This is a genomic window from Methylomonas sp. DH-1, from assembly GCF_046097555.1.
Taxonomy (GTDB): domain Bacteria; phylum Pseudomonadota; class Gammaproteobacteria; order Methylococcales; family Methylomonadaceae; genus Methylomonas; species Methylomonas koyamae.
This window is the reverse complement of the sequence record NZ_CP143089.1, coordinates 1,437,032-1,453,454: the sequence shown is the minus strand read 5'-3', so window position 1 is coordinate 1,453,454 and position 16,423 is coordinate 1,437,032. Positions and strand designations below refer to the sequence as shown.

Below are 16,423 nucleotides of genomic sequence, written 5' to 3'. Positions count from 1 at the left end.
TCTAGCGACTATCCGGTCTTCAGATTCATAGCCCGAAAGCCGTCATTGAATTCCGATACCTGAAAGCTGCCGTTCGTCACTGAGTTCAACCGACCCTTAGCAGTCTCCGCCTATTAAGGGCTATCGTCTGCAGCGCTCCTTTTAGCAGCCATTCCTTCTACAACGAACGACGGTCATATTTCAACTATTGCCTATCCCAAGTACTTTCTTCAATGGCTGTTAATTTTTCTGCAATTGAGCATCGAACTGTTCGATGGGCTGCGGTTTGCTGAATAGGTATCCCTGGAAATGATTACAGCCATAATCGATTAACAACTGTCTTTGCATTTCGGTCTCGACGCCTTCGGCAATCACATCCAGCTTCAGTGTATGAGCCATGGCGATGATGGTACGAATAATGGTCCGGTCGTTGGCATCTTCTGCAATGTCGCGGACAAATGATTTATCGATCTTAAGTTGATCCAGTGGCAGACGTTTCAGATATTGCAAGGAAGAGAAACCAGTACCGAAGTCGTCCAAAGAGAACCGGACGCCAATTTCCCTCAATGCCTTCATCTTGGCGATGGTCTCGTCAATATCGCTCAGTAACATGCTTTCGGTCAGTTCCAGTTTCAGCCGTTCGGGATCAATACCATGTTTCTGTACAGCGGCCTTTACCGCGCTGACAAATTCGGTTTGCTGAAATTGTTTGGCGCTGACGTTGACCGACAAAACCAGGTGTTGCTTCTTTTCACACTGTTGCCAGTTCATAATCACTCTGCATGCGGTATCGATAACCCATTGACCGATGGGCAGAATCAGTCCGGTTTCTTCAGCCAGTTCGATGAATTCAGAGGGAAGTAGTAAATGCCGCTGCTCGCATTGCCAGCGAATCAAGGCTTCCGCACCTATGATATTGCCGCAATGATCAAGCTGACTTTGGTAATGAAGAATGAATTGACCGGTGTCAATAGCGTGTTGCAGGTCAGCTTCTAAGGCAACCCGATTATTGATGCTTTCCTGCATTCGCGGATCGAAGCAGCGAATACTGTTGCGCCCCGCTTTTTTAGCCTGGTACATGGCAATGTCGGCTTGTTTCAACAGATCGTCATGACTCAATTGCTCACTGCCGTCGAACAGGACTAGCCCAATGCTAGGGGTGTTGTTGTATGTATGTTGATCCAACTGATACGACTGATTAAGAGCCGTTATGATCTTATTCGCGATCAACTGCGCATGTTTGATCGCCTCCATAGGATAAGCGCTCAAGTTTTCCAGCATCACCACGAACTCGTCTCCACCCAAGCGGGCAACCGTGTCGCATTCGCGTACAGCCGCACTAAGACGCTGGGCAACCTGTTGCAGCAACAGGTCACCCGTAGCATGACCCAGGGTATCGTTCAGTGCCTTGAAATTATCGAGATCCAGAAACAACAACGCAGCCACTTTGCCGTTACGTGCACACGACGAGATGGCTTGTTTGAGGCGATCGCTGAGCATGCGGCGATTCGGCAGGTTTGTCAGCGGATCGTAAAATGCCAGATTACGAATCTCACTTTCGAAGTGTTTACGCTCAGTAATGTCCTGCACCATCGCCGTAACATAATCCACACTGCGATCAGGTTTACGTACACAACCCACCACTAATTGCACGGGGACGCTTTTCCCGCTACGACTGATAAAGCGTTTTTCCAAGCTGTAGCCATCAATTTCGTTAGCCAGCATGCGATTGAACTGGGCTTCATCGGCAGCAAAATCATCGGGATGCGTCAATTGCGCCCACGTCATGTCGCGCAATTCCGACTCCGAATATTCCAGCATGCGGCATAGGCAATCATTGATGCGGATCCAGCCTTTTTCCGGCGAGACAATGGTCAAGCCCACCAGATTTAATTCGTAAAAGGAGCGGAGTTGCTGTTCCCGTTGATTTAAACTGTCCAGCATCTGATTGAACTGTCTGGCAAGCTTGGCCGCTTCATCATTACCCGACAGCTCGACACGCACGTCAGGCCTGCCAGATTGCACGGCATCGGCAACTTTCTGGATAGCATAGAGCCGCCGCGTCAAAAAACGACTGGCAAGCGTAACCAAAACCGCGCTGATGCCGATCGATACCAGGATGTACAGCAAGCCGTTGCGTTTTATCTCGATCAATCTGGCTTTGAATGGCTTGCGATCCAGCCCAATCCGCACCCAGCCTACCTGTTTTTTACCGAGAATGATGGGACTTAAAACGTCTATCGTGCCCACTGTTTGTCGCAATTCTGGGGCAGCGGAACTTGATGGCAAGTCACTCAAGTACATCCCAATTTTACTTTTATCATTGTGCGCCAATATTTGGCCACCAAGGTCAAGCACGATGGCGTAAAGCACCGCGGGATAAGCTGAAGTACTCTGCACGATTTCCTGCAAACCGCTGTAGTCTCGCGAAAGAACCCATACCGCAGACGATGTGGCCAAACTATGGGAAAGCGCCGTTGCTTGTAGAGCATTTTGCTCGATTTCAGCAATCTCCTGACGGCGCGTCATATCCCATATGAACGTTGCCATCATTAGAGCGACAATCAAGGTCATGCCGAAAATCAACTGTTTGCGCAGATTGCCGAAGAAAAGGTGCCATAATTTTTTCAGCATTAGCGTATTTCCACGGGGCGTACTTCTTTTTCGAATCGTTCGATGTACTTCTGCACCACGGCATAACTGGCATCGTCCGCCGCATAAAAGTTGGCGATTTCCATACTCGAAAGTATGGCTTTGCCCTCATCTGTCTGGCGCAATCCAAGCAGTAAGGCTGTTATTTTGTCCCGGATGACCTCCGGAACATCGTCACGCACCATGACCGAGTTATTGATCAGAGAAGGCGTTTGCCAGATCATCTTTAACTGAGCGGCTTCGTTCGGATGACTCTGTTGAAACAGTCGCCACGGTGGCGGCCAAGTGGCGCACGCTGCTGATTTACCCAGATAGACATTCATGATGGCCGACTCCTGCGAACCGACGTAGATATTCTGAATGTCATGGTTGATATCGATACCCTGCAGGTGTAGAAAATATTGCGGCATGATGGCGGCAGCCAGCGCTGTGGATGAAGGGTAGCTCACCACTTTACCCTTCAGATCGGTTGGTTTCTTGATATCACCGTCCTGTCGAACGATAAAGATGCCTTTGAAATCCTCGGCGTCGCCCGCCATCGCAATAACGTGGTAGCCGACTTTTTCTGCCTGCAGGGTCTGCCAGGGATTGGGTAGTAAAAACTCGGGGCCACGTGCACGAAATTTCTGCTCGTACGCCTGATAATCGCGCGATGCTTCCAGTTCCAATTGGCCGTCGGTCAATTGCTGATTTAGATAATCGATCAGTGGCTGATAAGCCTCGCTGAGTTTTTGCGGATTGTGCAGCGGGTGAACGGCAAAACGATAAATGGGAAGAGCAGACTTTGGCGGCGTTAGGCTATATTGCAGGGCAGTATCTTCGGGAAGTTGCTGATCACATGCCATTAAAAGCAGGCCAGACAAGAGGCATTTAAAGACTTTGAATAGGCTCATGCGCTTCGATTTCATGTCCCAAGAAGCACTAACGGTGCTGGTCAATGACTGGTTTTGTTGTGGTTACCTATACTTTGGACTACTAAAGATACGGCTAATCTTAGCTATTCGATGGAATAATTCTTTTATCTATCGAAAAATATCTTGGCTCTACCGTCTGTCTGTTAGTTACGTAATCTCTCATGGTCTGCTGTATGCCACAAAGCTGACTTAACTAAAGTAGCACCGCAACGGCAGCTATTGGCCGGCTGCAGCCGGCCACGCAATCCATGCAAACCCAAATCCAAACCTACTAATTACACATCCCACAAACAAAAAACGCGGCGCCCGGCCGAAGCCGGAGCGCCGCGTCTTAGTTTGGACAAAACCGCTTAGTCTTCTACGGTGACCACTTTCAGCGAGTTGGTGCCGCCTTGGTGGCCGGTCGCGTCGCCTTTGGTGATGATGTAGGTATCGCCTTTATTGACTACACCGCGGGTACGCAGTTTGTCGATGATGGCTTTGTTGACTTCGGCTTTTTCCATCGATTCGCGGCTGAACGGAATCGGGAATACGCCGCGGTACAAAGTCACCCGGCCCAGCGTTTTTTCGTGGCTGCTGAACGCGTAGATGGGGATGTTGGAGTTAATCCTGGACATCCACAACGGGGTCGAGCCGGACTCGGTCAACGACGCTACACCGCTGATCTTAGTGTGGTTGGCCATGTACATCGCCGACATCGCGATGGCTTCGTCGATAGCCGAGAAGCTGTCGGTCATGCGGTGGTGAGAATGGGTCACGCTCGGCTGCTTTTCGGTTTCCCAGCAGATGCGCACCATGGCCTGCACCGTTTTCACCGGATGTTTGCCGGATGCGGTTTCCGCCGACAGCATGATGGCATCGGTACCGTCGACGATCGCGTTGGCCACGTCGAACACCTCGGCACGGGTCGGGATCGGATTTTCGATCATCGACTCCATCATTTGCGTGGCAGTAATCACGGCCCGGTTCAATTCGCGCGAACGCTTGATCAAGTGCTTTTGCGCGGCCGGCAAGTTGGCGTCGCCGATTTCCACGCCCAAGTCGCCGCGCGCCACCATGATGGCGTCGGAGGCCATGATGATCTCGTCGATCACGTCCATCGCTTCGGCCCGCTCGATTTTCGCTACCAAACCGGCATACGATCCGGCCGCTTCCAACAAGGCACGGGCTTCGTGCATGTCGTCGGCAGTACGCGGGAACGAAATCGCCACGTAATCGGCCTGAATCACTGCGATGGTTTTGATGTCTTCCTTGTCCTTCGCGGTCAACGCCGCTGCCGACAAACCGCCGCCCAGCAGGTTGATACCTTTATTGTTGGACAAGTCGCCGCCGACCACCACTTTGGTATTGACGCGGGTATTGTTTTCGACGTTGACCACGTCCAACACGACACGACCATCATCCAGCAACAAACGGGTACCGGGCTTGACTTCGCGCGCCAACGGCTCATAGCTGATGCCGACCTGGGTGTGGTCGCCGTCGTACTTGCCGAGATTGATGTCCAAGGCAAAATCCTGGCCTTCATCCAGCCAGACTTTGTTTTCCTTGAAACGCTCGATCCGGATTTTAGGACCTTGCAGGTCGGCCAGAATACCGACCCTGCGGCCGGTTTTCTTGCTCAGTTCCCGCACGCGGTTGGCGCGGTCGATATGGTCCTGCGCCGAACCGTGCGAGAAATTCAAACGGACGACGTCAATACCCGCGTCGAACAATTCCTCGAGTACGCCCGGCTTGTCCGTGGAGGGTCCCAGCGTCGCCAGGATTTTGGTTCTTCTTAACAGCATGTAATCCCTTTATTTGGCGTTATGCAGCGCAACGGTGGTGTCCAACATACGGTTGGAGAAGCCCCACTCGTTGTCGTACCACGACAAGACTTTAACGAAGTTACCGCCGGTAACTTTGGTCAAGCCCGCTTCGTAAATCGAAGAGTGCGGGTTGTGGTTGAAATCGGAAGACACCAACGGCTCGTCGTTGATCGCCAGAATGCCTTTCAGCGAGCCGTTGGCCGCTTCGCGCAGAATGCTGTCGATTTCTTCTTTGGTAGTGTTGCGCGAGGCTTGGAAGCACAAATCCACGACAGACACGTTGATGGTCGGCACGCGCATTGCAAAACCGTCCAGTTTGCCTTTCATTTCCGGCAATACCAAACCTACCGCGGCAGCGGCACCGGTTTTGGTAGGGATCATGGATTGGGTCGCGGAACGGGCGCGGTGCAAGTCGCTGTGATAAACGTCGGTCAACACTTGGTCGTTGGTGTACGAGTGGATCGTGGTCATCAAACCGTGATCGACGCCGATGGTGTCCATCAACGGCTTGACCAGCGGCGCCAGACAGTTAGTGGTGCAAGACGCGTTGGAAATGACGGTGTCGGACGCTTTCAGGGTTTGGTGGTTAACGCCGTAAACCACGGTGGCGTCGACATCGTTACCGCCCGGGGCGGAAATGATGACTTTCTTGGCGCCGGCCGAGATGTGCGCGGAAGCCTTGGCTTTGCTGGTAAAGAAACCGGTGCACTCGTGCACGACGTCGATACCCAGCTCACCCCACGGCAATTTGGCAGGATCGCGCTCGGCGAAAACCCGGATGCGGTCGCCGTTGACCACAATGTAATCGCCATCCACAGTCACATCGAACGGGAACTTACCGTGCACGGTATCGTATTTGGTCAAATGCGCATTGGTTTTGGAATCGCCCAAATCGTTGATCGCAACCACTTGGATTTCGTTGGTGCGACCGGCTTCGTACAGTGCGCGCAGAACATTGCGACCGATACGGCCATAACCGTTAATTGCAACTTTAATTGCCATAGAATTTTCTCCGGGAGGATTGTGAAGGACTGGGGTTGAGATGTGCCGAAAGCACCAAAAATTCGGCAGATTGTAGCAAACCCGGACAAACAACGTCTACCGCCGCGACCGGATTAGCGCCCCGCGCCGCTGCCGCAGCGTAGCGAGTACGTTACAATTGCATTCCGTTTTCGACAGCAGACCAGCGCTCATGCAAATCCAGTGGTACCCGGGCCATATGCACAAGGCCAGCAAAGAGATCAAATACGCATTGCCCGATATCGATCTGTTGATCGAGATCCTCGACGCCCGTATCCCTTACAGCAGCCAAAACCCGATGCTGGCCAGGCTGCGCGGCGGCAAGCCCTGCATTCGGGTACTGAACAAAACCGACCTGGCCGATCCCGAGCTAACCAAACAGTGGCAGGAATATCTGGAGCGCGAGCAAGCGGTGAAAACCCTGGCGGTAACCACGCAACAGCCCGACAAGATCAAACAGATCATAGATTTGTGCGGCAAAATGCTGCCGGACAGAACCGCCGCCGGCAAAGTAATTCGAACCATGATTATGGGCATTCCGAACGTCGGCAAATCGACCATCATCAACGTGCTGGCCGGCAGAGTCATTGCCAAAACCGGCAACGAGCCGGCCGTGACCAAACAGCAGCAACGCATCAACCTGGGCAAAAACATCGTGCTGTCCGATACGCCGGGCGTGCTGTGGCCCAACGTCGAGAACCGGCACAGCGGCTACCGGCTGGCCGCCACCGGCGCCGTCAAGGACACCGCATTCGAACACGCCGACATTGCGTTGTATGCGCTGGATTACCTGCGCCGTGCTTATCCGGAGCCACTGCGCCAACGCTATCGACTGGAAACCTTGCCGGCGGAAGCGCAAGCCTTGCTGGAAGCGATAGGCGCCAAGCGCGGTTGCCTGCGCGCCGGCGGCATCGTCGAGCTGGACAAAGCCGCCAAACTGCTGTTGACCGAATTGCGCGCCGGCACCATCGGCCGCATCACCCTGGAAACCCCGGACATGATAGCCGCAGAAATGGCCGAGCTGGCCGAAATCCGCGCCGAAAAAGCCGCCGAGCGCGAAGCGCGCCGGCAGCGTTCGTAACTGACGTCAGCTCCGCGCCGCGCCGCTAGCCTTTGCCGTTGAAAACCAGCCTAGCTTGCCTCACATCGTTGCGGAACCTTTAAACCGAGCCGACGGTCTGCTGCGCAACCGCCAAGCGGCCAATATTCTCAAAAACGGAGCCATTCGAATGAATCCTCAAGAACGCGACCAACTCAACCTGTTCCTGAAGCAATTGGCTGAGGCCAGAGTCGGCGCCAAAGACGCAGAAGCGGCACAGTTGATTGCCGACAGCGTCGCCAAACAACCCGATGCCGCTTATCTGTTGGTGCAACGGGCCATGCTGCTGGAACAAGCGTTAAACAGCGCCAAAAGCCAGATCGCCGACCTGCAACAGCAGCTACAAACCAGCGCCGCCGCAGCCCCGCGCGGCGGATTTTTGAGCAACGATCCGTGGGCGCAAGCGCCAACGGCCGGCGGCGTACCCGGCGCCGGCAATTACCAAATTCCGCGCAACGCACCGATGCCGCCGCAAGCCAGCGCGTTCGGCGCCGGCTCCAGCTTTCTGGGCAACATTGCCACCACCGCAGCCGGCGTCGTGGCCGGCTCGTTTCTGTACCACGGCATCGAAAGCTTACTGGGCGGCCACCACGGCGGCAACGAACAATCGCTGTGGACCCAAGCCACCCACGAAACTCCGGCGGAAGCTACCGTAGTCAACAACTATTACGGCGACGATGCCGTCGCCGCGGCAACGGCGGACGAGCATAACGACTATGGCTTGGACGATTTAGGCCAACTCGACGCTGACGATACCGGCGACGACTCCGGCTGGATTTAAGCCGCCGCCAACACCCGGCCGATACATGGACGTATCGGCCTCCCGCCCAGCCTTTCCGCTATTCCGCAAATTCGGCCCGACATCGCCGGCCGCTTCGGCATCCATTTCTCCGCCAAACGCAGCAGACACGCCAAAACTAAATACTTTGGTCTAAACTCCGACCATCGCCCGACTCCGCCGTAATGTTTCGGCTCGCCGCACGCCCGCGCGTTCGATCTTAGGAAACCTGAAATGCAACTTACCATTCGCAATAAATTGATCGCCAGCTTCTCGGCGCTGGTCCTGATTTTGGTCGTATTCGGCTTGCTGGCCTGGATCTACATCGGCAGGTTGGGCTCCAGCATCGACGAAATCGCCGAATGGAAGGTACCGGCGGTCAAACTGGCCGTGGACGTGCACGCCGGCGCCTACGACGCCACGATAGAACAGCTCAACTACCTACTCTACGAACGCGAGGAAACCTACAGCCGCGCCAAGCAGGTGTTGAACGCGATGGACGAGAATCTGAACCAGGTCGACCGCATCGGCAACAGCTTCGCCGACAGCGCCCTGTTGCAACAATCGGCATCGGTACGCAACAACGTCAAGGAGTTCCGCGAGTTGTACGACAGCGGCGTCGCCGCCTTGAAAAACAACCGGCAGGCGGTCGACACCATGGCCAACAGCGGCAAAGCGGTACTGGCCGAAGCCGACGCCTTTGCCGAAAAACAAGAAACCGAATACGCCAAATTATTGGACAACGGCGCCGGCCAGAATGAATTGAACGGCAAAGTGCAGAAGTACATTTTGGTCAACCGGATCAAATCCCTGGCGCAAACCATCATCCAACACGAGAAGGAAGAGCGGCTCTACAAAAACCGCCAGTACTACCCACAAATGCAGCAGGAACTGCCGACGTTGATGGCCCTATACGACAAGCTGGCCGCAATGACGCAAGAACCGACCGAACAAGAACGGATCGAGAAGGCCCGGGCGGAAACGGCAAAATACCAAAACGCCGCGGTGCAATGGATCGATAACGACAGCCGCCTGAAGCAAATCGTCGCCAAAATGGACCAAATCGCCGCCAGCGCCCGCCAATCGGCCGCCGCCGCGGAACAGGACGGCTGGAGCAAAGCCCAGGAAATTGCCGGCAAAACCGTAGCGTTGGTCGGCCAAGCCAATACCATTATCGTGGTTTGCCTGATCCTGGGCATCGCCATCGGCGTCGGCATGGCGATTACCGTGCCGCCCAGCATCGTCAATTCGATCAACGCGCTGAGCAAATTCGCCAAGGCCTTCGGTACCGGCAATCTGACCGCCCGCACCCGCTTCGCGCCCAGCGACGAAATCGGCGTCATGGCCCAGGACTTCGACCATGCCGCGGAAAGCATCCACAAAATTGTCGGCAAGGTCAGCGGCTACTCGCAAACCTTGCAACGCAACGCCGAAGTGCTGTTGCGGGCGGTGGAAAACAACTCGGCCGGCGCCCAGTCGCAAAAGGAATACATCGAACAGGTCGCGTCGGCGATGACGCAAATGGCGGCGGCGGTACAGGCGGTAGCGCGCAACGCCTCGCAAGCGGCCGCAACCGCCGCCGAAACCGACCGCCAGGCCCGCGCCGGCCAAACCGTGGTGCAACAGGCAGTCGGCTCGATCAATTCGCTGGCGCGCGAAATCGGCGATGCCGCCGGCACGGTCAGCAATCTGGAAGGCCACGTCAACGACATCAGCAGCATTTTGGACGTGATCCGCAGCGTTTCGGAACAAACCAACCTGCTGGCGTTGAATGCGGCGATCGAAGCGGCCCGCGCCGGCGAGCACGGCCGCGGCTTTGCCGTGGTGGCCGACGAAGTGCGCACGCTGGCCAGCCGTACCCAGTCTTCGACCAGCGAAATCCAGAACATGATCGAAAAACTGCAATCCGGCTCCAAACAAGCCGTCGTCGCGATGAATGCCAGCCGGACGCTGGCCGAACAGAGCGTGGAGAAAGCGCAGGCTTCGGGGCAGGTGCTGGGCGCGATCACCCAGTCCGTCGCAACGATCAACACGATGAATACCCAAATCGCCACCTCCGCCGAACAACAAAATGCGGTGACCGACGACGTCGGCCGTACGGTGGTCAAAATCACCGAAATTGCCGAGACCGGCGTCAATACCGCGCGGGCGTCGTTGAAGGCCGGAATAGAGCTGACCGATCTGGCCAAGGAACTGGAACAGGCCGTATCGCAATTCAAGGTATGAGGTTAGCACCGGCCCCGGCTGAACGTGGAGGTGCAGCCGGAGCCTGCCGGGTTGGCAGCGGTCAGAATCCCCAGAATTCGACGTTTTCGAACGAAAACAACTCGCTGGGCGGCAGCTTCTCGCTCAGTTCCGCCAGACGGATCGGCTTTTCGATGCCGTAGCCTTGGCAAAAGTCGACGCCGATCTCCTTCAGCACGCTGCGGATTTCGTTGTTCTCGACATATTCCGCGATGGTTCGCAGCCCCATCGAATGGGCAATTTCGTTCATCGATTTGACGATGGCAACGTCGGCTTTGTTGTTGTGTATCTCTTTGACGAAGGCGCCGTCTATTTTCAAATAATCGACATTGAGATTTTTCAGGTATGAATAGGACGAATATCCGGAACCGAAATCGTCCAGCGAGAATGTGCAGCCGAACTGTTTGATTGCAGCGATAAATTTTTTAGTGAAACCCAAGTTCTCGGCCGCGACGGTTTCGGTGATTTCGAACGTAATTTTTTCGCAAGGTACGTTGCCTGCCGCCAACGCCGATTTCAGAAATTCCAGAAAATCCTCGCTGTTGATCGACTGCCCGGACAGATTGATCGAAAAGCCGTCCATCTTATCGAACAGTTCCCGATTGCCGGCGATCCAGTCGAACACGTTATTGACCACCCACTTGTCGATTTCCGGCATGCGCTGGCAACGTTCCACCGCCGGAATGAAATGGTCGGGCGGGATCACGTTACCGTCTTCGCCGGTGACTCCGAGCAAGATTTCGTAATGCAGGTGGTTGGCGGCAAGCGGATCGGTGGCCGCGATCATCTGGCAGCGGCCGAACAGGCGGTTTTCGGCGAAAACCTTGTCGATCCGGCCGATCCATTCGTGCAGCTTTTCCTGGTAACGCAAGTTCTCGTCTTCGCTGGAAAACACCACTACGTTATTCGGCCCGGAGCGTTCGGCCGACATGCTGGCGGAATCGGCCCGGCGCAGCAACTCCTGCACGTCGTAGGATTCGGCCGCGAACGGCACCAAACCCAGGCTGACGCTGATCGAGAAGCTGTTTTCCTGCCATTGGAAATGGGCGTCTTTAACCACTTTCACCAACTTTCGCGCCAACGCCAAGCCTTCCGCGGAGGGACGGTTCTTGAACAAAATCGCGAACGACTCGTCGCCGAGCCGGGCCAGCAAATCGTGGCTGTCGACATGTTGCGCCAGGGTTGCCGCCAAGCTTTTCAGCAGTTGTTCGACCCCGGCGCTGCCGCAGATATTGGCAATGACCCGCAGATCCAACACCTCGATATGGCACAACATGTGGTGGGCCTCGCCGATTTTGGCGGTCTCGTTTTTGAGCTGTTTGCAAAACTCCTCGCGGTTAAACAGCTCGGTCACCGGATCGTGCGTGGCATTGAACAGCAATTTTTCATGCATTTTCTGCAACATCAGGTTGGTGGTTCTGTCCACCAACGGCGAGTCCAGGCTTTCCATTTTGACCGCGTCGCCGCTACGCATCAAATCCGCCAGCTCTTCTTTGCTCAACTCCAGTTTGTTGAGCCCGTCGCGATTGACGAACACATACAACTGCAACAAATCGCCGATCCAGACCAGCTTCATCGCCTCGAAGCCCTGACCGTCGCGGAGCATGGAAAACCAATCGCCGATGCTGAGTTGCTCGACCTGGGCCAGCCACGCGTCTTCCTTGACCGGCAGCTCTTTCTGGCTAGCGCTGTCGGCCGGCGGAATTCTGACCGTCGCCATCGGCTTGCGCACTCTAGGCTCACCGCTACCCAGCAACAATGCGGTCAGTTCGTCGACTACGCTATCGAGGAAAAATACGTTAGTGCAAACTGAAGTCAACTGCTCCTTTACGTAGTCCAGCGTGGTCTGGATAGTCGCCGCCTGGATCTTCAGCATCGAATCCTGCTCGAACAACCAGAACAATAGATCGTCGAACACTTTCAAATAAGCGCGTTTCTCCTCGGGTTTGCGTTCGATGTTCAACTCGGCGATCAGCAACAAGTGCTGCCAGCCGTATTGCAATAACTCCGGAATCACTTTCGGCACCACCCGGCCGGCGATGCGTTTGTCGATTTCGTCCTGTACCGAACGCCGCGCTCTTTCCAGCTTTTGCTGGCCTTCGTAGGTTTCTACGATGCGTTTGACATTGGTATCGACCGACCGGGTCACCTGGCGGGTGAGTTCTTCCAACTCCCGCTCGGCCTGCTTGAACACTTCCGGATTGGATTCGTTGTGTATCCGGGCGACGATATTGTCTACCGCGTTTTTGATGTTGATGTTTTTAACGATTCGATTGGTTTTGACCGCCGGCTCCAATACCGACAATTGGTTCAGAATATTTTTCACCGGATGCAAATCGGCATTCAAAAAATCGTCGCCGCGCAACGCCAAAGACAGCAGTGGCAAATGGATCCGCTCCAACACCGGCTTGATCTCCGACGCTTGGGCGACATCGTTGAACAACGTTTCGAAAAACCGGCCGTAGAGTTCCAAATGTTGCAAATCGGCCGGGGCAAACGATTTGGCGCCCAAACCCAAGCCACTCAAGGTCTCCTGCAAACGCTGCTTCAACGCCGCGGCATCCCAATGCAACTTGCGCTCGCCGGCCAGATTTTCCTGCAGTTTAGTAATGGCCGCGGCAATTTCGTCGCGATCGAATAATGCTGCAGCTTGTGGCCGCGCCGCGGCGGCGGAAACGGCAAGTTCCGGATAATCGATACCGGTTTCGGTCAATAAATCCAGCAGCGTGGCCGCGACTTGGCCTATCGGCCGCCGTTCGCGGACTTCGGCGCCAGCCGGCATCAGGCCGTCGCCAGGCGCTTGCCCCCCCGGCCCCGGCCGCCGCGGATCGGCCGCAATCGCGCCGCCGCCAACCCGGGATTTGCCGATATCGGTCCACTGCTCCTGCCGCGCCGGTTTCTTATCGGCCGATTGGTTGCGCGATAGGAACAAATAGGTTTTCTGGTACAAACCGTTCAAGTCGCTGAACAGTACCTTGCCGAAGGCGCTATACACCAAACTATTGATTTTCCGGCTCAAATCGAGTTGGATCACCAACTCCCGAAAGCTATCGCATAACACCGCAGGGTTAAGCGGATTGGCGACGCCGCTTTCGTTGAAACCGAAAATCCGGCCGATTTCGCTGGCGACCAGATTGATTTGTTCGTCGTAATGGTTGGCCAGTTTCCTGACAATCAGCGACATATTCAGCCAGTCTTCGAAGTCCTCTTTCTCGACCAGAGAGAGCGCGTTGTAATCCGGAATCAGCCGCTCCCTTTCCGGCGTGTTACGCGCGATATCGTCGACCTGCGACAGCACCGAAGTGCAAAATTCGCTGATAAACGTTTCCCGCCCGGTTTTCAGTACCGTGACCAAATCGTCGCACATCGATTGGTTGGTAAAGCATTCGCTGAATTGGCTGGAGTCGGCGATGTAACTGCCTACCATTTCGTAGTAACGGTTCAATAGCGGCGGCAAGTTCTCGATTAAAAACACCTTGAACAGGTTTCTCAACTTTTCCTGGTCCAATTTACTCGGCTTGGCATCGCTCGCGGACAACAGCGCAGCCAGCGGCGCTTTGGCCAAGTTTTTCAACGCGTCGAATGCGTTCCGCGGCATGTCGTCGACCGCGATGCCGATGCCGCCGCCGGCAATATGCAAGGCTCGGGCGTCGATTTCGTATTGCTCGCCGCCCGTGGCGGCGGCAATCGAAAACTGGACTTTAATCGCTTTGTCCAGCGGTATTTGCTCGGGCGATTTCAGCGCCAGAAAAAAGCCTCCCAGACAGAAGTCCAAAATCACGCCGTCGAATTTCAGCCGATTGTCAACCACCAACACGGCTGCCAGCTCGATCGGATAGCGGATATACCTGCGCTGTTTCGGTTTGTTGATGTTGGTAGGCATGCAAAGCGAAAATTTAAATTGTATCGAGCGGCGAAATCCGAAATCAGGAGCCGAAACACGATCGATTGGAGCAGCCCGTACCGGGCTGAAAAACACTCACAGGTGCCGACTTGGGCGAAATTCGGCGTCCGCGGCGAAGCGTCTAACAACGGCGCTAACTCTCGAATCCAATACTACACCAGCTCCGCGGAACGCACAATTAGCGGCCGGTCAGCGCTAAACCACGTCGATTGCGGCCTAGAGCCAAAGACCTAATTATCCGACTATGGCAGAGGAGCCGGTGGCGCCGGCCGCCAGGAATTCGTCGGACCCTCCCGCACCGCCGCCGTGTACAATGATAGCCGTTGCGGCTGAAAGCGGTACCCGGCAAACGGGATTCGGTCGGCAACACCCGTATTCCCGGCCGGCCACGATCCGACCGCCAATTAGCGCAAGCGCCGCTTTGCCCGAAATTCCGCAGATACAGCATGACAGACCCATCATTCGCGCCGCCGCCTTTTGCGGCTTCCCGTTTCAGCGTCGCCCCGATGTTGGACTGGACCGACCGCCATTGCCGTTACTTTCACCGGCTTTTAAGCAGGCACGCTTTGTTATATAGCGAAATGGTGACCACCGGCGCCATATTGCAAGGCAACGCCGAACGGCATTTGCAATTCGACGCGGCCGAACGCCCGCTTGCCTTGCAATTGGGCGGCAGCGATCCGGCGGCATTGGCGCAATGCGCCGTTATCGGCGCGGGTTACGGCTACGACCAAATCAATCTGAACGTCGGCTGCCCCAGCGACCGGGTGCAAAACGGCCGCTTCGGCGCCTGCCTGATGGCGGAACCGCAATTAGTCGCCGATTGCCTCGCGGCCATGCGCGATGCGGTGTCGATTCCGGTCACGGTCAAGTCGCGCATCGGCATCGACGACCGCGATTCCTACGCAGAACTGACCGAATTCATCGCCACGGTAGCGAATGCCGGCTGCAAAACCTTCATTGTCCACGCCCGCAAAGCCTGGCTGTCCGGATTGTCGCCGAAGGAGAACCGGGAAATTCCGCCGTTGCGTTACGACGTGGTATTGCAACTGAAACAAGATTTCCCGCAACTTGAGATTGTCATAAACGGTGGCATTAATAGTCTGGATACGGCGGAAGCGTTGCTGGACCGGGTCGACGGCGTCATGTTGGGACGAGAGGTTTACCACAACCCTTACCTGCTGGCGGAGGTCGACGCACGCATCTTCCACGACCCGCAGCCGCTGCCAAGCCGCAGGCAGGTGGTGATTGGAATGCAAGACTATATCGAGCGGCAATTAGAGTCCGGCCAACGCCTGCACAACATCACCCGCCACATGCTCGGTCTGTTCCACGGTGCGGACGGTGCCAGGGCTTGGCGCCGGCATCTGAGCGAGCATGCCGGCAAACCGGGTGCCGGTTTTCAGGTGGTTTTGGACGCTCTGGCATTTACTTTTTGATCCTGTATACTCACGGCATTTTTTTACCCAGAGGCGGCGATGGAAGAATATTTCTCCAAAATCATTGAGGCGATAGGCGAAGACGTGAATCGGGAAGGTTTGCGCGACACGCCGAAACGGGCCGCGAAAGCCTTTAAGTTTCTGAACAACGGTTACGAAAAAAACCTGGACGACGTCCTGAACGGCGCCATCTTCCAAGCCGACACCGAAGACATGGTCATCGTCAAGGACATCGAGCTCTATTCGCTGTGCGAACACCATCTGCTGCCCTTCATCGGTAAATGCCACATCGGTTACCTGCCGCAAGGCAAAGTACTGGGCCTGTCGAAACTGGCGCGTATTGTCGACATGTATGCCCGGCGCTTGCAGATCCAGGAGCAATTGACCCGGCAAATCGCCGACGCGGTAGCTACCGCAATCGACGCCCGCGGCGTTGCGGTCGTGATCGAAGCCAAGCATTTGTGCATGATGATGCGCGGCGTCGAAAAACAAAACTCGGTGATGACCACCTCGGTGATGAGCGGTATTTTCCGCCAGGAAATCAGCACCCGCTCCGAATTCCTCAATTTGATCAACCGCAAATAGCCCG

The 16,423-nt window shown here is 55.5% G+C and carries 10 protein-coding genes; 5 read left to right on the top strand and 5 right to left on the bottom strand.

Features of this window, described 5'->3' with window-relative positions:
- Positions 1-219: 219 nt before the first annotated feature.
- The 4 genes from VXJ35_RS07000 to gap form a co-directional block, all read right to left on the bottom strand.
- On the bottom strand, positions 220-2,613 hold the full coding sequence (locus VXJ35_RS07000; RefSeq protein WP_082880831.1) for an EAL domain-containing protein: 2,394 nt from the start codon (positions 2,611-2,613) through the stop codon (positions 220-222).
- Positions 2,613-3,524, bottom strand: a complete 912-nt coding sequence (locus tag VXJ35_RS06995) for a phosphate/phosphite/phosphonate ABC transporter substrate-binding protein (RefSeq protein WP_064021021.1) — start codon at positions 3,522-3,524, stop codon at positions 2,613-2,615. Before VXJ35_RS06995 ends, VXJ35_RS07000 begins: the two co-directional genes overlap by 1 nt.
- A gap of 371 nt (positions 3,525-3,895) precedes the next feature.
- Complete coding sequence (pyk, locus tag VXJ35_RS06990) at positions 3,896-5,329, bottom strand: pyruvate kinase (protein ID WP_064021020.1); 1,434 nt, start codon at positions 5,327-5,329, stop codon at positions 3,896-3,898.
- A gap of 9 nt (positions 5,330-5,338) precedes the next feature.
- Positions 5,339-6,352: a type I glyceraldehyde-3-phosphate dehydrogenase gene (gene gap, locus VXJ35_RS06985; RefSeq protein WP_054763294.1), complete on the bottom strand. Its 1,014-nt coding sequence runs from the start codon at positions 6,350-6,352 to the stop codon at positions 5,339-5,341.
- Positions 6,353-6,542: 190 nt separating this feature from the next.
- Here gap and ylqF point away from each other — a divergent pair, with 190 nt between their 5' ends.
- From ylqF to VXJ35_RS06970, 3 genes are all read left to right on the top strand, one after another.
- Positions 6,543-7,451, top strand: coding sequence for a ribosome biogenesis GTPase YlqF (ylqF, locus tag VXJ35_RS06980; RefSeq protein WP_064021019.1), 909 nt, complete (start codon positions 6,543-6,545; stop codon positions 7,449-7,451).
- Between the two features lie 148 nt (positions 7,452-7,599).
- On the top strand, positions 7,600-8,250 hold the full coding sequence (locus VXJ35_RS06975) for a DUF2076 domain-containing protein (RefSeq protein ID WP_064023408.1): 651 nt from the start codon (positions 7,600-7,602) through the stop codon (positions 8,248-8,250).
- 231 nt (positions 8,251-8,481) lie between these two features.
- The gene (locus VXJ35_RS06970) at positions 8,482-10,473 is read left to right on the top strand and encodes a methyl-accepting chemotaxis protein (RefSeq protein WP_064021018.1); all 1,992 of its coding nucleotides are present in this window, start codon (positions 8,482-8,484) and stop codon (positions 10,471-10,473) included.
- A gap of 61 nt (positions 10,474-10,534) precedes the next feature.
- On the opposite strand, the gene VXJ35_RS06965 is transcribed toward VXJ35_RS06970, so the two are convergent.
- Entirely contained in the window at positions 10,535-14,374 is a 3,840-nt protein-coding gene (locus VXJ35_RS06965; RefSeq protein WP_064021017.1) for a DUF1631 family protein, read from the bottom strand.
- Positions 14,375-14,841: 467 nt separating this feature from the next.
- On the opposite strand from VXJ35_RS06965, the gene dusA reads away from it, so the two are divergent.
- Positions 14,842-15,834, top strand: coding sequence for a tRNA dihydrouridine(20/20a) synthase DusA (gene dusA, locus VXJ35_RS06960; protein ID WP_082877547.1), 993 nt, complete (start codon positions 14,842-14,844; stop codon positions 15,832-15,834).
- Between the two features lie 39 nt (positions 15,835-15,873).
- Complete coding sequence (gene folE, locus VXJ35_RS06955) at positions 15,874-16,419, top strand: GTP cyclohydrolase I FolE (protein WP_054763474.1); 546 nt, start codon at positions 15,874-15,876, stop codon at positions 16,417-16,419.
- The last annotated feature ends 4 nt before the right edge of the window (positions 16,420-16,423 follow it).